The organism is Lentzea xerophila, assembly GCF_051094245.1.
Taxonomy (GTDB): domain Bacteria; phylum Actinomycetota; class Actinomycetes; order Mycobacteriales; family Pseudonocardiaceae; genus Lentzea; species Lentzea xerophila.
The window spans coordinates 4,691,249-4,711,811 of record NZ_CP194934.1; the positions used below are offsets into that span (position 1 = coordinate 4,691,249).

General features: G+C 70.3%; 24 protein-coding genes and 1 pseudogene. 13 read left to right on the forward strand and 12 right to left on the reverse strand.

Annotated features, from left to right (window positions below; translation table 11 throughout):
- Entirely contained in the window at positions 1 to 993 is a 993-nt protein-coding gene (locus ACRSBM_RS22400; protein WP_434453178.1) for a LacI family DNA-binding transcriptional regulator, read from the forward strand.
- On the forward strand, positions 990 to 1,538 hold the full coding sequence (locus ACRSBM_RS22405; RefSeq protein ID WP_434445644.1) for a hypothetical protein: 549 nt from the start codon (positions 990 to 992) through the stop codon (positions 1,536 to 1,538). The genes ACRSBM_RS22400 and ACRSBM_RS22405 overlap by 4 nt, the downstream gene beginning before the upstream one ends.
- On the opposite strand, the gene ACRSBM_RS22410 is transcribed toward ACRSBM_RS22405, so the two are convergent.
- The 6 genes from ACRSBM_RS22410 to add form a co-directional block, all read right to left on the reverse strand.
- The gene (locus ACRSBM_RS22410; RefSeq protein WP_434445646.1) at positions 1,523 to 2,032 is read right to left on the reverse strand and encodes an O-acetyl-ADP-ribose deacetylase; all 510 of its coding nucleotides are present in this window, start codon (positions 2,030 to 2,032) and stop codon (positions 1,523 to 1,525) included. The genes ACRSBM_RS22405 and ACRSBM_RS22410 overlap by 16 nt on opposite strands.
- A gap of 101 nt (positions 2,033 to 2,133) precedes the next feature.
- A complete protein-coding gene (locus tag ACRSBM_RS22415; protein ID WP_434445647.1) occupies positions 2,134 to 3,402 on the reverse strand; it encodes an alpha/beta hydrolase family protein in 1,269 nt (422 codons plus the stop codon).
- Between the two features lie 11 nt (positions 3,403 to 3,413).
- On the reverse strand, positions 3,414 to 3,752 hold the full coding sequence (locus ACRSBM_RS22420) for an STAS domain-containing protein (protein ID WP_434445649.1): 339 nt from the start codon (positions 3,750 to 3,752) through the stop codon (positions 3,414 to 3,416).
- 129 nt (positions 3,753 to 3,881) lie between these two features.
- On the reverse strand, positions 3,882 to 4,790 hold the full coding sequence (locus tag ACRSBM_RS22425) for a helix-turn-helix transcriptional regulator (protein ID WP_434445651.1): 909 nt from the start codon (positions 4,788 to 4,790) through the stop codon (positions 3,882 to 3,884).
- Between the two features lie 115 nt (positions 4,791 to 4,905).
- Entirely contained in the window at positions 4,906 to 5,721 is an 816-nt protein-coding gene (locus ACRSBM_RS22430; RefSeq protein ID WP_434445653.1) for an SGNH/GDSL hydrolase family protein, read from the reverse strand.
- A gap of 163 nt (positions 5,722 to 5,884) precedes the next feature.
- On the reverse strand, positions 5,885 to 6,889 hold the full coding sequence (add, locus tag ACRSBM_RS22435) for an adenosine deaminase (protein WP_434445654.1): 1,005 nt from the start codon (positions 6,887 to 6,889) through the stop codon (positions 5,885 to 5,887).
- 205 nt (positions 6,890 to 7,094) lie between these two features.
- On the opposite strand from add, the gene ACRSBM_RS22440 reads away from it, so the two are divergent.
- Entirely contained in the window at positions 7,095 to 7,571 is a 477-nt protein-coding gene (locus ACRSBM_RS22440; protein WP_434445655.1) for a nucleotidyltransferase domain-containing protein, read from the forward strand.
- 67 nt (positions 7,572 to 7,638) lie between these two features.
- Here ACRSBM_RS22440 and ACRSBM_RS22445 read toward each other — a convergent pair whose 3' ends face one another.
- On the reverse strand, positions 7,639 to 7,836 hold the full coding sequence (locus ACRSBM_RS22445; protein WP_434453515.1) for a hypothetical protein: 198 nt from the start codon (positions 7,834 to 7,836) through the stop codon (positions 7,639 to 7,641).
- Here ACRSBM_RS22445 and ACRSBM_RS22450 point away from each other — a divergent pair.
- Both ACRSBM_RS22450 and ACRSBM_RS22455 read left to right on the forward strand, forming a co-directional pair.
- A pseudogene (locus ACRSBM_RS22450) lies at positions 7,742 to 7,933 on the forward strand (SAM-dependent methyltransferase); the annotation flags it as partial. The gene ACRSBM_RS22445 and the pseudogene ACRSBM_RS22450 sit on opposite strands and share 95 nt — an antisense overlap.
- Positions 7,934 to 8,042: 109 nt before the next feature.
- Positions 8,043 to 8,309 (forward strand): hypothetical protein, encoded by a 267-nt coding sequence (locus ACRSBM_RS22455; RefSeq protein WP_434453516.1) that lies wholly within the window; start codon positions 8,043 to 8,045, stop codon positions 8,307 to 8,309.
- Positions 8,310 to 8,468: 159 nt separating this feature from the next.
- Here the strand turns inward: ACRSBM_RS22455 and ACRSBM_RS22460 are convergent, their stop codons facing one another.
- On the reverse strand, positions 8,469 to 8,939 hold the full coding sequence (locus ACRSBM_RS22460; protein WP_434445657.1) for a MarR family winged helix-turn-helix transcriptional regulator: 471 nt from the start codon (positions 8,937 to 8,939) through the stop codon (positions 8,469 to 8,471).
- Between the two features lie 54 nt (positions 8,940 to 8,993).
- On the opposite strand from ACRSBM_RS22460, the gene ACRSBM_RS22465 reads away from it, so the two are divergent.
- Complete coding sequence (locus tag ACRSBM_RS22465; protein WP_434445659.1) at positions 8,994 to 10,223, forward strand: multidrug effflux MFS transporter; 1,230 nt, start codon at positions 8,994 to 8,996, stop codon at positions 10,221 to 10,223.
- Positions 10,224 to 10,280: 57 nt separating this feature from the next.
- On the opposite strand, the gene ACRSBM_RS22470 is transcribed toward ACRSBM_RS22465, so the two are convergent.
- Positions 10,281 to 10,670 carry a nuclear transport factor 2 family protein gene (locus ACRSBM_RS22470; RefSeq protein ID WP_434445661.1) on the reverse strand — a complete coding sequence of 130 codons (390 nt, stop codon included), beginning with the start codon at positions 10,668 to 10,670 and terminating at the stop codon, positions 10,281 to 10,283.
- 58 nt (positions 10,671 to 10,728) lie between these two features.
- On the opposite strand from ACRSBM_RS22470, the gene ACRSBM_RS22475 reads away from it, so the two are divergent.
- Positions 10,729 to 11,301, forward strand: a complete 573-nt coding sequence (locus ACRSBM_RS22475) for a PadR family transcriptional regulator (RefSeq protein WP_434445662.1) — start codon at positions 10,729 to 10,731, stop codon at positions 11,299 to 11,301.
- Between the two features lie 15 nt (positions 11,302 to 11,316).
- Positions 11,317 to 11,625, forward strand: a complete 309-nt coding sequence (locus ACRSBM_RS22480; RefSeq protein WP_434445664.1) for a hypothetical protein — start codon at positions 11,317 to 11,319, stop codon at positions 11,623 to 11,625.
- Between the two features lie 54 nt (positions 11,626 to 11,679).
- On the opposite strand, the gene ACRSBM_RS22485 is transcribed toward ACRSBM_RS22480, so the two are convergent.
- Positions 11,680 to 12,078, reverse strand: coding sequence for a GNAT family N-acetyltransferase (locus tag ACRSBM_RS22485; protein WP_434445666.1), 399 nt, complete (start codon positions 12,076 to 12,078; stop codon positions 11,680 to 11,682).
- An 85-nt stretch (positions 12,079 to 12,163) separates the two neighbouring features.
- Between ACRSBM_RS22485 and ACRSBM_RS22490 the strand changes: the two genes are divergently transcribed.
- From ACRSBM_RS22490 to ACRSBM_RS22505, 4 genes are all read left to right on the forward strand, one after another.
- On the forward strand, positions 12,164 to 12,676 hold the full coding sequence (locus ACRSBM_RS22490; RefSeq protein ID WP_434445668.1) for a hypothetical protein: 513 nt from the start codon (positions 12,164 to 12,166) through the stop codon (positions 12,674 to 12,676).
- A 63-nt stretch (positions 12,677 to 12,739) separates the two neighbouring features.
- A complete protein-coding gene (locus tag ACRSBM_RS22495) occupies positions 12,740 to 14,029 on the forward strand; it encodes a PepSY-associated TM helix domain-containing protein (RefSeq protein ID WP_434445670.1) in 1,290 nt (429 codons plus the stop codon).
- Positions 14,030 to 14,197: 168 nt separating this feature from the next.
- Positions 14,198 to 15,217: a YbaB/EbfC family nucleoid-associated protein gene (locus ACRSBM_RS22500; protein WP_434445672.1), complete on the forward strand. Its 1,020-nt coding sequence runs from the start codon at positions 14,198 to 14,200 to the stop codon at positions 15,215 to 15,217.
- A gap of 65 nt (positions 15,218 to 15,282) precedes the next feature.
- A complete protein-coding gene (locus ACRSBM_RS22505) occupies positions 15,283 to 16,602 on the forward strand; it encodes a M28 family peptidase (RefSeq protein WP_434445673.1) in 1,320 nt (439 codons plus the stop codon).
- 90 nt (positions 16,603 to 16,692) lie between these two features.
- On the opposite strand, the gene ACRSBM_RS22510 is transcribed toward ACRSBM_RS22505, so the two are convergent.
- Positions 16,693 to 17,577 carry a DUF5829 family protein gene (locus ACRSBM_RS22510; protein ID WP_434445675.1) on the reverse strand — a complete coding sequence of 295 codons (885 nt, stop codon included), beginning with the start codon at positions 17,575 to 17,577 and terminating at the stop codon, positions 16,693 to 16,695.
- Positions 17,578 to 17,636: 59 nt separating this feature from the next.
- Here ACRSBM_RS22510 and ACRSBM_RS22515 point away from each other — a divergent pair, with 59 nt between their 5' ends.
- Complete coding sequence (locus tag ACRSBM_RS22515) at positions 17,637 to 18,707, forward strand: class I SAM-dependent methyltransferase (protein WP_434445677.1); 1,071 nt, start codon at positions 17,637 to 17,639, stop codon at positions 18,705 to 18,707.
- 172 nt (positions 18,708 to 18,879) lie between these two features.
- On the opposite strand, the gene ACRSBM_RS22520 is transcribed toward ACRSBM_RS22515, so the two are convergent.
- Positions 18,880 to 20,520: a glycosyl hydrolase family 8 gene (locus tag ACRSBM_RS22520; RefSeq protein WP_434445679.1), complete on the reverse strand. Its 1,641-nt coding sequence runs from the start codon at positions 20,518 to 20,520 to the stop codon at positions 18,880 to 18,882.
- Between the last annotated feature and the right edge of the window lie 43 nt (positions 20,521 to 20,563).

The following is a 20,563-nucleotide window of genomic DNA, read 5'->3' on the forward strand; positions in this document are numbered from 1 at the left end:
CTGTTGGCCACGCTCAAGGACGTCGCCCGGCTGGCGGGCGTGTCGGTCAAGACCGTGTCGAACGTGGTCAACGGCTACTCGTTCGTGAAAGCGGACAACCGCCGCCGCGTCGAGGAGGCACTGGAGGCGACCGGCTACCGGCCGAACCTCGGCGCGCGCAACCTGCGCCGCGGCCGCACCGGGTTCATCGCGCTGGTCCTGCCCGAGCTCTCCATTCCGTACTTCGCCGAACTGGCCGGCCTCGTCATCGCCGCCGCCCAGGAGCACGAGTGGAACGTGCTCATCGAGCAGACGTTCGGCACCCTGCCCGGCGAACGCTCGGCGCTCGCCTCCCTCGGCCCGCACCTGGTCGACGCCGCGATCCTCAGCCCGGAGGCGTTGCAGGTCGACGACTTCCAGCTGACCGTGCCCGCCGTCCTGCTCGGCGAGCACGCCGTCGACGTCCCGATCTCCCGCGTCGGCATCGACAACGTGGCCGCCGCCCAGGCCGCCGTCCGGCACCTGATCTCGCTGGGCCGCACCCGGATCGCCGCGATCGGCGCCCACCCCCACCGCGGCACCGCGGCCCTGCGCCTGGAGGGCTACCGCAGTGCGCTGGCCGAGGCCGGCCTGCCCTTCGTCGACGAGCTGGTCGTGCCCGCGCTGAACTACCACCGCGGGAACGGCGCGGCCGCGATGAAGTCGTTGCTGGACCTGCACACCCCACCGGACGCGGTGTTCTGCTTCAACGACCTGCTCGCCATCGGCGCCATGCGAGCCGCCGCCGAACGCCTCGTGCGCGTGCCGCAGGACCTGGCCGTCGTCGGCTTCGACAACAACGAGGAAAGCGTCTACAGCTCCCCCTCGCTGACCTCCATCGCCCCCGACAAGGCCGCCATCGCCCGTGCCGCCGTCGACCTGCTGCACCACCGCGTCGAGTTCCCGGACGAGGCGCTGGAGGACATGGAGACCCCGTTCTCGTTGCAGGTCAGGGAAAGCACCGTGGCCCGATGACGGTGACGTTCGGCCAGGACCACATCGAGTTCGCGGACTACCGGTTCCCGTGGGCCAGCGTGCACCCGCACGGCGTCCTGCCGGTGCCGGACGTCCGCGACGCGTCGGTTCAGGCCGGGCCTCCCGAGATCCGGACCGTGGCCGGCGAGACGCTGTTCCTGGCGCGGGACGACAAGGCCGCCCTCGCCGCGTTCTGCGAGCGGCACGACATCGCGGTGGTCTCGCGGTTCGACGTGTGGGGCAACCTCCTGGAGTCGTTCCTCGACACCGAGTTCAGCGTGTCGCAGCAGGAGGCGACCAACGCGCGGCTGCGTGCGGTGGGGCTCTCACAGGCGTCGATCGATTCCATCCGGGCACGACTCAAGCCGTTGATGCACGCCTACAACTTCGACAGCATGTTGTGGGAGTGGGCCGATCTCGGGCTGTACGACCTGCTCAGGGCTTTGTCCGGCGTGCTCGTTCCCGCTGATCTGCCCGGGACGCTGGGTGATCCGGCCGAGGTCTACCGGTGGGCCATGGAGATCGCCGACTACGGCCGCGCGTAGGCGTCGTACGCGGCCTGGTCGAACAGGACGAACCTGACCAGGTCGATCGAGGCGGCTCCGGTTGCTGCTTCTGTTGCGGCGCGGGCGATTCTGGCGGCGTCCTCGACCGGCCAGCGGTAGATGCCGGTGGAGATGGCCGGGAAGGCGATGCTCCTCGCGCCCAGTTCGGCTGCCGCTCGCAGTGAGTTGCGGTGGCAGTCGGCGAGGAGTTCGGAGCGGTCCTCGGTGGCCGACCAGACCGGCCCGACGGTGTGCACGACCCAGCGCGCGGGGAGGCGCCCGGCGGTCGTGGCGACGGCCTGCCCGGTCTTGAGGCCACCGCCGTAGTGGCCCGCTCGCAGCCTGCGGCACTCGGCGAGGATCTCCGGTCCGCCCCTGCGGTGGATCGCGCCGTCCACTCCCCCGCCTCCCAGCAGGGAGGAGTTGGCTGCGTTCACGATCACGTCGACTTCCTGCTCGGTGATGTCGCCGAGGACGTACTCGATGGTGGCCACGTCCTGGATTGGATCACGGGACCCCGCCACGCGGCGCGTTCGTTTCGCCACCGCGTGCCGGGAGGCGTGTCACGACGAGCGGGAAAGCCGGCAGCCCCCGCTCACGACAGCGGGCAGGTCGACACGTCGGCCGGCCGCCCGAGAGTCGCGGACGCGGGCGGCTCCACCCCGTCCAGCCACCGCTCCAAAGCCACGAACGCCGCACGATGACAGGGCGCCAACGGCCGCAACCGGTCCGGATAGGCGTCCACGAGCCCGTCGACGTGGGTGCCCTGCTCCACCCGGTAGTACCGGTGCAGCCGATCAGGCGTCATGGCCGCGTACACGTCCGAGTCCTGGCTGATCGGCAACAGCACGTCGTAGGTGCCGTGCACCGTCAGCAACGGCCGCTTCACCTTGCCGGTCAGGTCGATCCGCGCCACCTCAGGCCCGGCGACCCGGCGCCGTTCGGCATACGAGTAGTCCGCGTCGCAGGAAGGCGTGCCCGAGGCGCAGAACGGCACCCCTGCCTCCAGAGCGCCGTCGAACGACGGGTCGAACTCCTCGCGGTAGATCCGTTGCGTCAGGTCCCAGTAGTAGCGGTAGTGGTAGTCCCACAGGAATTCCGTGCCGGCCGGAAAGCCCGCCTCGACCATGGCCTCGTGCGCACCGGGTTCGCCGGCCAGATAGGCCGGGTAGGCACGGAGCACCGGCGGCAGGAAGGTCAGCGGGCTCGGGCCGTCGACCGTCCACAGTGTCCCTTCCCAGTCGACGCCGCCGTCGTAGAGGTGCGGGCGGTTCTCCAGCTGCCAGCGCACGAGGTAGCCACCGTTGGAGATGCCGGTCGCGATCGTCCGGCGTGGGGCGCGGCCGTAGCGTTGGGACACAACGGACTTCGCCGCCATCGTCAGCTGCGTGAAGCGGTGGTTCCACTCCTGCATCGCGCGGCCGTCGCGGTAGAACCGCACGCCGGTGTTGCCCTTGTCGGTGGCCGCGAAGGCGTAGCCGCGGGAGAGGACCCAGTCGGAGATGGCGCGGTCGTTGGCGTACTGCTCGCGCACGCCTGGTGAGCCGGTGACAACGAGGCCGCCGTTCCAGCGGTCCGGGAGACGCACGACGAACTGGGAGTCGTGGGCCCAGCCGTGGTTGGTGTTCGTGGCGGAGGTGTCCGGGAAGTAGCCGTCGATCTGGATGCCGGGGACGGCGGCGGGCACGGGCAGCGCGGCGCTCGTGAGGCCCGCCCAGTCGGCCGGGTCGGTGTGGCCGGACGCCGCGGTGCCGGTCGTGGTGAGGTCGGCCAGGTGGGCCGACCGCTGATGTTCGGCGCCGGGCACCGTGACCGCGAACGACGGCGGGGTCAGCGCGAGTACCAGTACCAGCGGAAGCAACATACCTGGTCAAGCTAGTGACGACGGCCTTTCGGCGACATGGTTGCCTCCCACACAAGGCCCGCTTTGAAGGTGGTGAAGCCGAACAGGTCCAGCACCCTGCGCACCTGCGGCTGGACGTGGTGCACGTCGAACGACTTGCCGTTGTGGTGCGCGGCGCACAGCAGGAGCAGCAGGGTGCGCAGGCCGCTCGCGGACAGGAAGCTCACCTCGGCCAGGTCCACGGACACGCGGTCGGTGGTGGTGTCGGCGACGCCCGGCAGCACGGCGGCGAAGAACACCTCGCAGGTCGTCATGTCCATCTCGCCGCGGCAGGTGGCCACGAAACGGGTGCCGGCGCGGTGCGTCCGCACGGCGAACGGACTGGTCTCAAGGCGGCCATGAAGGACCTCACATCGCTGAACCGGACATCAGCTCACCGCACCGCGACGTCCGATCGATAGCAGCGGAAACGAAGCCCGCGACCGGGAAAACGAAGTGCCTCAGCCTGACCGCAGGGTCTGCGACGGCGACACCCCGTAGGCCGTCCGGTAGTGGGCGGCGAAGACACTCGAACGGGCGTAACCCCAACGCGCGGCGATCGCCGTGACAGAGCCGTTGCCCGCCTTCAGGTCGCCGCGGGCGCACGAGAGACGCACGTTTCTGAGGTAGGCCATCGGTGTCGTGCCGAGGTGCCGGCGGAAGGCGAGCTGCAACGCACGGATGGACACACGCGCGGCGCGCGCGATGTCCGCGGCGGAGATGCCCGTCGCGGCGTTGTCCTCGATGAAGGTGACGGCACGACGCAGGCTTGCCGGGTGCGCGTCACACCGGTCGGCTGACGTCGGCGCGGCGAGCGAGGTGTTCGGGAACGCGGCGAGCGTCACGGCCACCAGGAGACGAGTCGCGTTCGCCATCACCAGCGGGTTGTCCGCGAAGTGCGACAGAACCTCGTCACGCAGGTGCACGCAGGTGGACCACCACGCTGCCGCGACCCGAGGCGAGAGCGGGCGGAAACCGGTGAATCGAACACCGTCGGCCACCTCGTCGAGCACCGACTGGGCCAGCGTGACCGTCGACAGCCGTGGGTCGAGGATCGCGCCGACGAAGGGGCTGTCGGGCGGGGCGCTCAGGAACGACTCGCCCTGCGACCAGAACCGGTCCTCTCCGCCCGAGCGGTAGTAGACCATTCCGGCGCCCGTGTGCCCGAACACGTAGTTCTGCATCGGATCGACGCTGACTTCGAGCCTCACGCTCCCGTGCAGCTCGTCGAACCGGATCTGCCCGTGCACCTGCGAGGACATCCACACGTGGGGGTGTTCGATGCCGGTGTTGAGGCGCATCTGGCCGTAAGCCGCGTTCAACACCTCGTTGACCGCGTCCAAGTCCGTCAGTTCGACGACCTGCCCCACGTGCAGAACGATCCCCGTCCGTTCCGGCGGTGTCCACCGGCCAGACGGCCGTACCCGGTTGACGCGACCGCCTCAGCGGAACGCTCCGTTCGCGGAGCGTTCCGCCGCCGTCACCTCAGTGGGTCCGGACGAGCGAGGCCAGTGCCGTCTGCCCCTGCTGGTTCGGGTGGAACACGGCTTCCGTCCCCTCCTGGCCCGGCGCCAGCGCGTCGAACCCGCGCAGGAACGGGGTGCCCGACTCGCACAGCGCGTGGCCCTCGAACGTGTCAGGACGGGAGAACGGGCTGGCGTACCTGACGCGGACGCCGGTGGAGGACGCGGCGGCCACGGCCGACCGCAGCGTGGCATCGACGCCGTCGGCGATCTTGTTGCCCTCCCTGCGTTCCGCGGTGGTGAGGATCCCCTCGCCGCAGATCGGGTCGAGCGCGACGCCGGGAGGGTTGTCCGAAGTGGACACCTGGCGGCCGTAGCCCACGAGGACGACTCGCGCCCGAGGGCTGCGCTCGCGGATCTCGGTGAGCAGCGCGGTGACGTTGCGGCCCATCCCGGGCAGCTTGGCCAGAACCGCCTCGGTCGGCGCACCCGTGCAGTCGGCCTGGATGCACATCCCGCCGTACGACGCGTAGTCGAGGTCGTTGGTGCCCACGGTGAGCAGCACGAGTTCGGTGCCGCGCTTCAGGGCGTCCAGCTGGGCCGGGCGGTCCTTGAACGGGCGGGAGAGGTCCGCGGTGGTGGCGCCGCTGCAACTCACGTTCTCGAACGAGCCGAGCTTGCCGGCGGCGCGCAGCCGGGCGGCCACCTGTTCGCCGTAGGAGTTGTTGCTGCGCCAGCAGTTGCCGGCGGTTCCGTCTTGATATGCACCCGCTCCCGTGCCGGACGCGTAGGAGTCGCCGAGCACCACGAGCGACGTCCGATGGCTCGCCTGTGCCACCGGCGTGACTCCCAAAGAAGCCAGAACAGCAGTCAGGACAACAACAGTTCTCTTCACTGAACCCCCATGTCGACGCACTTCCGCCGCCATCCTGCCCGAAACCCCTCGTCGTCCGCCGCCAAACGAGATAAGACGTCCTCACGCGATCGGCACAGCCGGAGACTCAGGCTGAGGTGAGCACCTCCGCGATCTTCTCCAGCAGCGGGGTCTTGCGGTCGTTGGGCAGGAACGAGGCCAGTACCGCGTTCTCGGCCAGCCGCGCGACCTCCGCGGGCCCGAGATCGAGGGCGGTGGCCACCGCCAGGTACTCACCCTCCAGCGTGGCACCGAAGAACGGCGGGTCGTCGGTGTTCAGCGTGACCACGACACCGGCGTCGAGCATCCGCCGCACGGGATGCGCCTCGATCGACACCACCTGCCGGGTGCGGACGTTGGACGTCGGGCACACCTCCAGCGGAATCCCCTTCAGCACCAGGTGTTCCACCAGCACGGGGTCCTCGACGCAGCTGGTGCCGTGGCCGATCCGCTCAGCCCGCAGGTCCCGCAGCGCGGACCAGATGGTCTCCGGGCCGGTCGTCTCCCCCGCGTGCGGCACGCTGTGCAGGCCCGCATCCCTTGCGGCGTCGAAGAAAGGTGCGAACTGGGCACGCCCGGCGCCCGCCTCGGGGCCGCCGAGTCCGAAGGAGACCAGGCCGTCCGGGCGCTCGCCCAGCGCGAACGCCAGCGTCTCCCGGCCCGCGTCGAGGCCCTTCTCGCCCGGGATGTCGAAGCACCACGCCAGTTCCACCCCCAGCGCGGCGGCCTGCGCGCGGCCGGATTCGAGTCCCGCGAGGAGCTCGTCGCCGGGCATGCCGTCCGTCAGGTGGTTGTACGGCGTCACGGTGACCTCGGCGTACCGGACGTTCTGCCGGGCCAGCTCCCGTGCCAGGCCGACGACGAGGGTGTGGATGTCGGCGCGGCCCTTGAGCATCGACTGCACCGCCCAGAAGACCTTCAGGAAGTGGTCGAAGTCGCGGAACGCGTAGAAGCGCTCCAGCTCGGCCCGGTCGGCCGGCACTCCGGCCTCCGGGTGGCGCCGGGCGAGCTCCAGGACGGTGTCGAGGCCGGCGGAACCGACGAGGTGGAGGTGCAGTTCGACCTTGGGCAACGCGTGGATGAACGAACGCATGACAAAGCTCCCCGAGAGTGCAGAGGTGAAGGGTGACGGCAGGAGAACTCCGGCGACTCAGGGAGCGAGGTCGCCGCGTTCGGTGTCAGCGCCGTAGAGCGGCAGCTTGAAGTCCGGCACGATCTGCAACGTAGCAGCCGCCGGGTGGCCCGGACAGCGAATTCCAGGTGCGCGGGAACCGGCCTGTTGGTTAGCGTGGCCGGTCGTGACCGGTGAGGACGTGCTCGAGATCCTGGCGGCCCTGCGGGGCAACGACATCTGCGTGGGCGGCGGCTGGGGCATCGACGCGCTGGTGGGCGAGCAGACCCGCCCGCACGGCGACCTCGACCTCATGCACCGCGAGGAGCAGGAGCCGCGGGTGCTCGCCGCGCTCGCCAGACTCGGTTTCGTGGAAACGCTGTCGTGGCGGCCGGTGCGGTTCGTGCTGACCGATCCGAATGGCCGCGAGATCGACCTGCACCCATTGCGGTACGCCGAGGACGGCAGCGCGGAGCAGGCGTCGTTGACGCCGGGCGAGCCGTTCCGCTACCCAGCCTCGTGCTTCGTCACCGGCACGATCCTCGGTGTCACCGTGCCGTGCCTGTCGGCCGAGCAGCAGGTGTTCTTCCACCAGGGTTACCAGCCGCGCGCCCAGGACCTGCACGACCTGGAGCTGCTGCGAGCGTTGCCGAAAACTCGGTAGCGGCCGGGTCTAACGTCGAGTTCGTGAAGGGATTCAATCCGAGCTTCGGTCCTGAAACGGCCCAGAACTACGACAACTCACCGCGCGGCGACGAGGCCGAGACCGTGCGGTTCCTCGCGGGATTCGGCGGTACGGCACTGGAGTTCGCGATCGGCACGGGCCGGATCGCGTTGCCCCTCAAGGAAGCCGGCGTCGCGGTCGACGGCATCGAGCTCTCCCCCGACATGGTCGCGCGGATGCGGGAGAAACCTGGCGGCGGGAGCATCGACGTCACCATGGGCGACATGGCCACCGTCGGCACCGGCCGCACGTACGAGCTGGTGTACCTGGTCTACAACACGATCACGAACCTGCTCACCCAGGAGGTCCGCTGCTTCGAGAACGCGGCACGCCACCTCGCCCCGCGGGGCGTGTTCGTGATCGAGTGCGGCCTGCCGAGCTGCGGCGCGGCAGCTCCACCAGTTCGTCGACGTGGAGGCCGTGGAGGCCGACCACGTCGAGCTCGACGTCAACCGCTACGACCCGGTCACCCAGCTGCTCGACGAGAACCACGTGCACATCGGCGCGGACGGCATCCGGTTCGGCGCGATCCGGCAACGCCTCTCCTACCCGAGCGAGTTCGACCTCATGGCGCGGATCGCGGGACTGCGGCTGCGCGACCGGTGGGGCGGCTGGAGCGGCGAGCCGTTCACCGCGGACAGCGAGCGGCACGTCAGCGTGTACGAAAGCGCCGCGTGACGTTCCCGCGTGACGTTCCCGCGCGGCGGCCGGGTGCGGCACACGGCCGCGAATCCCGTGGCTCGGACCAGGGAGCCGGCTCGCGGCGCGGTCGGACGCACTGCCGATGACGCCGTCGTCACATCGCCCTGACCACCAGGCCTCGGTCACCCAAGCCCGTCAGAGGCCACCTGTGTCGGTGCGCGCCGGTCGTGCGAGTGCCTTCTCGGCGAGGCCTGTCTCGACGCGCCGCAACGTTGCGATCATGGCGTCGATCTCGTCCTCGTCGGACACGACGCCGTCGAGCAGGTCGCTCCAGATGTCGTGCAGCCGCCGCAGGTTCGCCTGGGCGCGGGCGGTCGGGTAGAGGCGGACGCGGCGGGCGTCCTCCTGGTCGGTCTCGCGGTGCACGAGGCCTTTGGCCTCCAGGCCTCGCAGGGCGCGGCTGAAGTTGCTGGAGATCTGTTGCGTGGCGTCGGCGGCGGCGCGGGCCGACGTGCCGGGGTTGCGGTCGATGTACCGCATCACGGCGATGTCGAGGGCGGACCAGCGGTCCTCGCTCATGCGCTCCTTGGCGGCGTGGATCTGGCGTGCCACGGCCCCGATGAGGTCGGCGAGCTCGAACAACCGCGACTTCTGGTCTTCGTCCACGCGACCATGGTACTTTTCCTGTCGTACGATAGCTATCTTTTGACAGGAGATTCGGTGGACACGCCGTCACGCAGCACCATCCCCGTGCCGCTCTTGCTCGCGCTCGCCTTGCTGGCGAGCGTGGCTCCGTTCGGCATCGACCTCTACCTGCCCGCGTTCCCGCGCATGGCGGCCGAGCTCGAGACGAGTGACACGGCGATCCAGCTGACGCTCACGATGTTCCTGGTGGGCCTCGCCGCGGGGCAGTTGGTCTTCGGGCCGATCTCGGACCGGTGGGGCAGGCGGGGGCCGCTACTGGTCGGCTCGGCGGTTTTCGTGGCCGCCAGCGTGCTCGCCGCCGTCGCCCCGACGATCGGCGTCCTGCTCGTCGCCCGTCTCGCCCAGGGGCTGACCGCGGCGGCCGGCATGGTCATCGGCCGCGCGGTCATCGCCGACATCGCCACGGGCCGGGCCGCCGCGCGTGCCTTCAGCCTGATGATGATCGTCGGCGGGGTGGCGCCGGTCGTGGCGCCGCTGCTCGGCAGCCTGGTGGTCGACGGGATCGGGTGGCGCGGCGTGCTGTTCGTCCTGGCGGGCCTGGCGGTCGCGATGCTCGCCGCGTCGGCGGCGATCGTGCGGGAAACCCATCCGCCGCACCGGCGCGGCACCGCGAAGGCGGGCGGCTTCCGCGCTCTCGGCCGGCGCGCCTACCTCACCGCCACGGCCACGTTCGTCTTCTCGTTCGCCGTCCTGATGGCCTACATCTCGGCGTCGCCCTTCCTGTACCAGGTCGTCATCGGGATGAGCCCGGTCAGCTACGGCCTGCTGTTCGCGCTCAACGCACTCGGGCTGGTCACCAGCAACGCGGTCGCGTCGCGGCTGCTGGGCCGCAGCCATCCGCGCAGGATCCTCGCCATCGGCACCGGTTGGCTGTTCGCGGCCGCCGTGGTGTTGCTGGTCCTCGCGCTCCTGCCGATCAGCGCCGCCTGGCTGGTGGCACCGATCTTCTTCGCCGTCGCGGCCCTCGGCTTCATCCTCGGCCCGGCCACCGCGCTCGCCCTCGACGCGGTACCGCGAGCCGCCGGCACGGGATCGGCCGTGCTGGGTGCCGCGCAGTTCGGGATCGGTGCGGCCGTCTCTCCGCTCGTGAGCGTGGGCGGCGGACATTCCGCACTGCCGATGGCGGTCACCATCGCCGTGCTCGCCACCGTCGCGGTCTGCGCTTCCCGGCCGCTCCCCGCGCGGACCCCCGAAGTTGAGGCCACCGTCGCGGAGCGCACCGGTTCGCTCGCGGGCTCGATCTGAGGACGCCGACCGGCAGAAGTTCGCGTGGGGCAACGCATCCGGGTGCCGTCGCGGTATTCAGGAGGCCTCCAGCGCCTCGGCCTTGATCTGCTCGAACTGGGCCGCCATCGCCTCCGACAGCGCCTGGGCACCGGACAACGGACGCACCATCACGGTGAACTCGTCGATCAACCCGTCGGCGTTGAGGTGCAGGAAGTCGCAGCCCTGGACCTCCTTGCCGGTCACCTCGGCCCGGAACACCAGCGCGTGGTTCCGGCCGTCGGCGATCACGCGTTCGTAGCGGAAGTTCTCGAACACCCGCAGCACGCCGCGCAGGATCGCCGCGGTGATCGGCTTGCCGGGGTACGGCGCGAAGGCGACCGGGCTGGTGAACACGACGTCGTCGGCCAGGCAGGCCGCCATCGCGTCGGTGTCGCGTGCTTCGACCGCCTTGCGGAATGCGTCCACGCCGGCTCCCTCGCATACTCAACTTGTTGACTAGGTCGATGCACCGTAACCTGCGGATATGTCGCTGCGCAACGCCGTCATGGCCGCTCTGCTCGACGGGGAGTCCTCCGGCTACGACCTGGCCAAGGCGTTCGACGCGTCCGTGGCGAACTTCTGGAGCTGCACGCCTCAGCAGCTCTACCGGGAGCTCGACCGCATGGAGGCCGGCGGGCTGATCTCCGCCAGGACGGTGGAGCAGGAGCGCCGGCCGAACAAGCGGCTGTTCTCCCTCACGCCGAAGGGCCGCGCGGAACTGGCGGAGTTCACGGCCCGGCCGCACAAGCCCACGGCGATCCGGGACGAGCTGCTGGTCGCGGCGATGGCCGCGGACTCCGGTGACGTCGAGGCGGTGAAGGCGTCGATCAGGGAACGCAGGCAGTGGGCCGAGGCGAAGGTCGCGCGCTACGAACGCCTCCGGGCCAAGCTGCTCGACGGCCGCACCGAGGAGGAGTTCCTGGCCACGGCCGAACGGGTCGGGCCGTACCTGACGTTGTTGCGCGGCTTGTCGTTCGAGCGCGACAACGTGCGGTGGTGTGCCAGGAGCCTCACCGTGCTGGAGCGGCGTGGTGCACGGGTCGACGCGCCCACGTGAGGTTGAATCGGGAGCATGAACGGCATTTCGGCGTTGCAGGAGGCACTCAGCGCGCCCGCGGCGGAGGCGCGCAACCGGTTCGCGGGGCGGCTCAACGGCTACGTCGAGGGGTCCGACGTCGTGCACGCCGTGCGGCTGCAGGGCTGGCTCGGGCTGGAGGTGCCCGGTCCCGGCTGTCACGTCGGCACCGGCAGCTGGGACTTCACCCGCTTCAAGGCGACGACCTCGCCCGTGACGTGCGGCCGGTGCCGGTCAGCGGGTCTGCTCACCAGTTCGTTCACCGGCGGCCCGCACCAGCAGACGCTCGATCTCGAAGGAATCTAGGGCCTGTATCGAAGTCCTGTCCGCGATAGCCGGCCCTGGACTTCGATACAGGCCCTAACTCTTACAGGCCGTGCGGTTGCGCAGGCCCATGCCGGTCAGCGCCGCCATGCCGAGCCGTTCGTAGTACGGCCGCAGCGACTCGTCACACGTGAGGTCCACCGAGTACAGGTGCGCCGCCTCGGCCACGATCCGGCGCATCAGCTCGGTGCCGACGCCCTGGCCCTGGAACTGCGGCCGCACCTCCAGCCACGGGACGAACGCCGTCAGCACGCCGTCGCTGATCATGTTCACGAACCCGGCGACCTCGGCGCCGGACCGCGCGATCACCACGCGGTAGCTCCCGCGCAGGACGGCGAGGTGCTGCGCGGGCGACGGCGGAGTGGGCCACCCCACGAAGAACCCGGCGAGGTCGTCCTCGGTGAGGCCGCTGAGGTCGGTGCTGTAGGAGATCACCGCGATATTGAACGCGGTGTTGAACCAACCTGCCCCGGATTTCGTAGGGGTGGTTTCGACCAATTCGGCCGCTAAGCTGCTGGTCGTGACCCTGCCGACTGCTCCGCTGCGCCGTACGCGCTGCGCTGCCGTAGGCGTGGTCAACGGGACGCTCGCCGTTCTCGCGCACTCCAGCGCGGACGGCCGGTTACCGGACGCGGGACTGGTGTTCTCGCTCGTCGCGCTGCTGACGTGGGCGACCACCGGGTTCGCCCGGCACGAGCTGACCTGGACGAGGCTGCTGGTGCTGATCGGCGGCGGGCAGCTCGCGATGCACGTCCTGGTGTCGCTCGCCGTGTCGCGGCACGACCACGCGCCGGACCCGGCGCACATGATCGCCTCGCACGTCCTGGCCACCGTCCTCGCCGTGGCCGTGCTCACCGCCGCCGAACGCACGGTGCTCACGCTGGCCCGCGCGATCGCCGCGGCCCTCCCGCGCAGGTTCACGGTCCTGCCCGCCACCGCTCCCCTGGTCGTCGCCACGCCTTCCCGCAGGCCGGCCTCGATCGTCTTCCTGGACGTGCTGTCGTGGCGCGGTCCTCCGGCTGAACAGGTCTGAAATCCCCTTCACAGGGCCGCTCGCCGAGCGGTCCTGCCCCTGTTCACGCCCATCGGGAGTGCCATGTCCACCACAGCCACTCCGCCACGCACGTCGTTCGCGTGGCGGGGACTCTTCCTGCGCCTGCACTTCTACGCCGGTGTGCTCGTCGGCCCGTTCGTCCTGATCGCCGCGCTGACCGGTGTCCTCTACGCCCTCACCCCGCAGTTGGAGTCGTGGGTCTACTCCGACAAGCTCAGCGTTCCCGTCTCCTCCCAGCAGGTTCCGCTGTCCCAGCAGGTCGACGCCGCGCTCGCGACCTCGCCCCGTGGCTCGCTCGTCGCGGTCCGGCCTGCTCCCGAACCCGGTGACACGACCAGGGTGCTCTTCTCCGAGGAAGGCCTGGGCGAGTCCGAACGCCGTGCGGTCTTCGTCGATCCCGGCACCGGACGGGTCACCGGCGATCTCGTCGTCTACGGGTCGAGCGGCGTGCTGCCCCTGCGCACGACGCTCGACCAGTTGCACCGCAACCTGATGCTGGGCGAGCCCGGCCGCCTCTACAGCGAGCTCGCCGCGTCCTGGCTGTGGGTCGTCGCGCTGGGTGGCCTGGTGCTGTGGATCTCGCGGGCGCGCAACAGCAAGCGCGTCCGGACGCACGGCCTGATCGGCGTGTGGGTGCTCGCCGGTGCGTTGTTCCTGTCCGCCACCGGCCTCACCTGGTCGGCCTACGCGGGTGAGAACGTCGCCCTGCTCCGCCAGGCCGTCGGCTGGTCCACCCCGGTGCTGCAACTGCCCGGCGCCGGCGACAGCCACGGCGACCACGGGTCGAGCACCTCGTCCGCCGGTGGGCACGGCGAGATCGACACGGTCCTCGGCGTCGCGAAGCTGTCGGGCATCGACGCGAAGGAGATCGAGGTGAGCCTTCCCGCCACTCCTGACGGCGCCTGGAAGGTGGCCGAGATCGAGAAGGGCCTGGCCGGCCACGGTGATGCCGTCGCGGTCCACGGCGGCGAGGTGGTCAGCTCCCTCAGGTTCGCCGACTTCCCGCTGGGCGCGAAGCTGACGAGGTGGGGCATCGACGCGCACATGGGCGTGCTGTTCGGCTGGCCCAACCAGCTGTTGCTGCTCCTCGCCGGCGGCGGGCTGGTCGCGCTGGTCGTGCTCGGCTACCGGATGTGGTGGAAGCGCAGGCCGACGAGCGGGTTCGGCCGGCCTGCCCCGCGCGGCCAGTGGCGCAAGGCTCCGCCCGGCGCGCTGATCGGCCTCGGCCTCGGCGCGGTGGTCGTCGGGTGGTTCGTGCCGTTGCTGGGGATCAGTCTGGTGGCTTTCTTGCTCATCGACGTCCTGCTCGGCAGGCGCGCGAAAGCGGCCTGACACAACGGAACGGTGGTGGCGCGCGACGGCGTGCCACCACCGTCCACAGCGGACAGCGCTTGCCTGAACAGGACATTTACGTCATATTTACGGGCAGGTGCGCCGGGAAGCCTGGTCGGCTCGCACGTCACACGAGGTGGCGGCGGAGAGCTGACGAGAGGCGTCCTGATGACTCTCATTCCCCATGCCATCCCGCTGATCAACGATCCGCAGGTCGTCCACGCCCTGGCCGCGCGATGGCGCCGCACCAGGACGTTGCTGCTGCTCTCCGCCGGTGTGCTGCCCGTCGCGATCGGCATCGTCTGCATCGTGCTGGCCGGTATGACCTCGGCCGGGCAGCAGATCATGCCGTGGTGGTCGGCGATTCCGGCCGTCGCCGCGGCGGCGTGCGCGTGGGCGCTGCTGACCTGGTTGCGCCGCAACGGGTTGAGCGACCCGCACTCGTGGCTTCCCGCCACCACCCTGATGACGAGCGCGCAGCTCGTGCTCGGTGTGCTGCCCGGCTCGGGCATCGCGTTGCGGCTCAGTCCCGGCGCGGCGCTCGCGGTGAAGGCACTCTGCGCGGCCGGAGTGCTCGGCGCGGGCTCCGCGAGCGCACTCGCCCGGCTGGCCCACCGATCGTTGCTCTCGGCACCGATCCAGGAACTCGGCTCCACCGCGTTCCCGCTCGTGCTGGCGGGCCCCGGCACCCGCCTGGTGATCGGCACCGACCGCGTCGACTGGACCACGCGGCACGGTTCGCGGGTCGACGCCGGGGTCTCGTTCGCCCGCATCCAACGCGTGACGGCCCACGCGCACGCCATCGCGCTGCACACCGCGTCCGGTTCGTGGACGGTGCCCGTGTCCGACCCGACGACCGCACAGGCGTTGCTGCACCGCCGGATCGCGTGGTGGGAGGAGCGCCGTGACGCCGCCGCCGAACGTGAACAGCGCCGCTACCTCGACCTGGTCGGGCTGCTCGCGGCCGTCAACGGCGAGGCGACGCGCGGCGGTGTCAGCGTGACCGTCGACTCGAACGGCCTCACCACCGGCATCGAGTTGAGCCCGGCGGTGCGCGACCTCGAACCCGAGGTGCTCGCGGCGCAGCTGATGGCCTGCGTGCAGAAGGCGCGAGCGGATGCGCGCAGGCAGGTGCAGGACCTGGTCCTCGACCACTCCGGCGACCGGAGCCTGAAAGCCATCCACTAGTCGCTTGTCCCACACCCTCCCGCCTGCCTACGTTCGGCTGGACCTTCGGGAGATGGGGGAACGACTTGCGCAGACGTGACTTCCTCGCGGCGGCGGCCGGGGTCGCCGCCGTGGTGGCCAACCCCGCGAGCGCGCTCGCGGCGACCGGGCAACGGCCGGGCGCCTCACACCCGCCGGACCTCAACCTCGGCGACTTCCCGGTCGTGGCAAGAGTTCGAGCACGCAGGGCGCTCGACCACCTCAGGGTGCTCAGCGACAGGATCGGGCCGAGGATCGGCGGCACCTCCTCCGAGCACCGGGCCCGCGACTACCTCGTCCGCGAGCTCAAGGCGTTGCGGTACCAGGTGACGACACAACCGTTCACCGTGCCGGACAAGTACCTCGCCGACATCGGCGGCAAGTGGCAGTCGGGCGCCTCCCGGTTCGGCGCGCTCGGCGTAACGGTCAAGGCTCCGTTCGTCGAAGTCGTGCACGGCCAACTGCCGGACCTGACCGGCAAGATCGCGTTCTACGTCAACGCCCCCGCCGGCTCCGCGCCCACGCACGCGGCGATCGACCGCGGTGCGGTGGCGGTGATCCTCGGCCGGATCTCCACGACGGCGAACAGGTCGAGCGCCTTCTCGCCCACGCTCGACCGCAACGTCGGCGTCCCGGTGATCGGCCTCGCCCAGGTGCACACGGAGAAGCTGCGCGCGCAGGGCTCCGGCGAGCTGACCATCACCACCACGCACCACCCGAACCTCACGTCCTACAACGTGATCGCGGAACGCCCGCCGACCTTCCCGTGGCGGGACAACGGGGTCGTGATGGTGACCGCGCACTACGACAGCGTGCCGGGCTCGCCGGGCGCCAACGACGACGGCAGCGGCACCGTGCTGTGCCTGGAACTGGCGCGGGTGCTGCGTCACCTGCCGACGAACAAGGCGCTGCGGTTCGCGTTGTGGGGCTCGGAGGAACAAGGGCTGCTCGGGTCGCGGCACTACGTCTCGCAGCTCCCGCCAGAGGAGAGGGCGCGGATCAAGGGCGTGTTCCAGAACGACATGGTCGCCACGAGCCACGACCCGGCGACGGCGTACTGGCTGCTGTCCGTGGACGGCGCCGACAACGCGACGACCGCCGCGGTCCGGGCGGCGGCGCAACGGCTCGGGTACGACCCGCGGGTGCACGGTCCGGTGGCGCGCGGGTCGAGCGACCACGTGCCGTTCCACGAGAAGGGCATGGCGTCGGCGAACTTCAGCTGGCGTGGTGAGGGTGGCCCGGCGTTGCTGGAGCCGATCTACCACACGCCGGAGGACACGATCCGCGACAACATCAGCCTCGAGCGGCTGCAGGTGTCACTGGAGCTGATCGGCGCCGCGGCGTACCGGCTCGCCAGTCAGCGATGACGATCTGAACCGACGGCCAAGGCGCTCGGGACCCCGCGTACCTCGTGAAGGTGCGCGGGGATCCCCGATCAACCGCGGTCCCGCCGGTCGTCAGAACGTCCAGACCGCCCGCTTGCCCGGTCCCACCACCAACGTCGACGTACCCAGCTTCTCGACGTGCCGCCCCACCGCGCGGTTCAGCCCGAACTCGACGCGCTTGAGCCCGGTCCGCCCGAACGGCACCTCGTCGAACCTCATCGTCGTGCCGCCGCGCGAGGCGACGACCGAGCCCGGCCCGGACCGCAGCGAGAACCCGCCGGACCGCAGCAACGGCATGGTGGAGGCCAGGTCCTTGGCGGTGACGGCGAGGTGGATGAGCGTGATGTCGCGCATCAGCTTGCCCTGGTACGCGTCCGGCAGGTACCGCTCGCGGCTCACGTCGCCGGGGAACCGCGGCGGACCGACCTTGCTGCGCGGGTCGTCGAGGTACTCGTCGCGATACTCCATCGCCCAGGCACCGAAGCTGTCGTAGGTCTCGATCAGGAACAGGGAGTCGAACCAGGGCACGGGTTCGCCGTCGCCGAAATCGCGGGTCTGCGTGAACTCCGTCGGCTTCGCACCGGCGGCGAGCAGCCGGGACTCGACCGTCTCGATGTCACCGTCGCGTTCGGTCGAGAGCCCGAGGCCCGCGGACCCCAGCCGGCCGTCCTGGCCCGGCACGTCGCCGATGCCGAAGATCTCCAGGTAGGTCTCGCGGCCGCGCAGGTAGCGGCCGGTCCAGACCTTGCCGTCGGCGCCGGTGGTGGTGCGGACCTCGAGATCCGCGAACTCCTCGACGTAGGCCGAGTGCTCGACCGCGTCCGCGGTGGCGCGGTCGAACGTTCCCCATGCGTGGTTGTAGTACAACAACTGCCGTTCTCCCGCCTGCGCCGGGCCCGCACCCGACACGACCAGAAGTCCGGCCAAGATCATGCGTGAAACCCGTCGGATCGACATACATTCGATCGTAAAACGGACACGCTCAAGCCAGACTCAAGTCACCCGAGGGGGACCCTGTGGCCGACACTGCCCGGTGGACGGTTCTCGCCCCGCTGCTGCAGGCCGCCACCGCCGGCCGCGACCTGCTCGACGACACGATCCGCCGGCTCACGCCCGAGGCCGTCGCCGCCGAGGTCGTGGCGGAGATCGGCGAGCACGGCGTGCGGCTCGACCTGAGCTTCGGCGGGAACACCACCAGCCACCTGTGCACCGACGCCGAGGTCGTGGTCACCCTCGACCTCGCCGATGCCGTGCGCGGCCTCTACGGCACGGACGAACGGCCGTGGCCGAGCCTCGCCGTCACGACACCGGACATCGCCCTCGACGAACGCGGGATCGGCGGGTGGTTCCGCGACCGCACGGGCATCGCGCGGTCCGTCCAGGACCTGCTGTCCGCGCTCCGGCCCGCCGCGCGCGACCTGGGTGAGCTGGCCGTGGAGTTCGGTTCGGACAAGTGGGGCGACCAGCACTGGTACGCGCAGCACTACGATCGCCACTTCGCCCGGCTGCGCACGGAACCCGTGCGGGTACTGGAGATTGGCATCGGCGGCTACGACGACCCGGACAGCGGCGGCGGCTCGTTGCGGATGTGGCAGCGGTACTTCCGGAGCGGCCTGATCCACGGTCTCGACATCGTGCGCAAGAACGTCACCGGGCCGCGGATCACCGCCGTCCAGGGCGACCAGTCCGACGCCGGGTTCCTCGACCGGCTGGGCACCGAGCTCGGGCCGTTCGACGTGGTCATCGACGACGGCAGCCACCTCAACGAGCACGTGCGGATCTCGTTCCACGCGCTGTTCCCGCACGTCCGGCCAGGAGGCCTGTACGTCGTCGAGGACCTGCAGACGGCGTACTGGCCGAGCTGGGGCGGACATCCCGAGGCGACCGCGAGCACCTCGATGGGGATGCTGAAGTCCTTTATGGACGGGCTGAACCAGGCCGAGGTGCGCGACCCGCGGGGCACGGGTTCCTACTTCGAACGGAACATCAGCGGAATCTCGTTCCACCACAACATCGCGTTCGTCGAGAAAGGACTCAACGCGGAAGAGGGCGGGCCGGCCTTCCTGCGCACGCTGGGTCAGCCGTAGGAGGCCATCCGGTTTCAGGCCGGCGAGGAGGCGCCGAGGTCGGTCCCGTCGCCCAGGCGGACACGGGCCCAGGTGGGCGACCAGGCGCGCGCGGTCATCTTCCTGATCATGTTCGCCGTGACGGCGAGCCTCGTCCGGCGGTGGTTCCGGACGAGGCTGTGACCACTGCCGCCTACGGCACCCAGTGGTTGCCGGTCACCGTGATCATCACCTGCAGCTGGATGCTGGCCGAGAAGTAGCTGCTGCCGTCGATCGGCGTCTGGAGCATCTTGGACCACAAGGCGTCCAGCCACGCCTGGCTGCCCGGATCGGTCGCGGCCACGACCGCGAACGGGGCGAAGAACGCCGCGGCGCTGCCACCGGAGATCTGCGTGCCGTTGAGCTGGTAGCCCATGCCGATGTTGTTCGGGTTGTTGCCCGCCTTGGACTTCACCCACGTGTTGAGCTTGCGGGCCGCCGTCAGGGACGAGGAGTCGCCACTGGTCACCGCGTCCGCGCCGATCCGCCACGGCACGCGGCAGGCGTTCCACCAGTACTTGCCGTCGTTCGTGCTCTCCAGCACCTGGCCCGCCGGCGGGCGTGGCGAGGAGTTCGTGTTCTCCACGAAGTCCGGCAACAGGCCGGTGTTCGGCGCGAAGTTCTGCTGCAGCCGGGCGATCAGGTTCTGGTGCGCGGCGCGGATCGTGTCCCACGCCCCGTCACCGGTCGCCTTCCGGAACGCCCGGAAGTGGTCGACCATCCAGTCCGACGACCGCGAGAGGTAGTAGTACTGGTCGCCCGCGCTGGCCCAGTCGCCCAGCTTGAGCAGGTTCGTCGACGGGTTGACCTCGCTGGCCTTGATCGCGTTGATGTGCCGGATCGCCAGCTGCTTGTAGTCGTAGGTGCCCGTGCTGCCCCACTGCCGGTCGGCGAGCAGCAGCCCGTAGGCCACGTCCAGGTCGCCGTCCGTGGCGCCGTCACCGCCGTTGACACTGCGGCAGTTCACGTCCTGCTCGGCAGCGAGCAGGTCCGGGTTGATCGAGGACGGGTGGTCGATCTTCCACTTGACCAGTCCGTCGAAGATCCTGCGGGCGTCCGGGTCGGCGCCGGCCATCGTGGCGACGACGACCATGCCGTACCCCTGCGCCTCGGCGACGTACGGGTGGTCCGCGTCCGGCGAGATCACCTGGTACCAGCCGTTGCCGCAGTTCTGCCGCACGAACGCGGACTTCCAGCGCTGGTAGTAGTCGACGACCGCCGCGTCCAGCGTGGACGTGCTGCCGGACGGGCGCAGGATCCCCGCCGCGTACGGCTGCTTCCTGCTGCCGAACGGCACCCCGACGCCCGGAGACGGAGTGCCGTCACCGACGCCGTAGACCTCGAACTCCCACAGCGAGTAACCCCACTCCGTGGCGCGCGCCGTGCCGTAGACCCGCACGTACCGGCCGGTGCCGGACACGTACAGGTCGTCGACACCACCGTCACCGGCACTGGTCGAGTAGACGTCCGTCCACGCCGAACCGTCCGGAGAGGTCTGCACGCGGTACGCCCTGGCGTACGCGGTCTCCCAGTTGAGACGCACCCGGCTGACCGAGTGCGTCGAGCCGAGGTCGACGCGGATCCACTCGGGATCGCGCCCCTCCAGCGAGGCCCAGCGGGTCGACGTGCTGCCGTCGACCGCCTTGTCCGCCTCGAGCCCGGTGGCCTCCACCGAGGAGGCCGTCACCGCCTTGCCGCGGGAGACCAGCGGATCCGCCGCCGTTGCGCTGGTCGTCCCTGCCGCGAGGAGCCCGAGCACGAGCCCCAGGACGCCTAACACCGATCTGTTGCCCACGACCACCCCGAACCTATTAGGAAACAAACCTGCCTGATAGCTG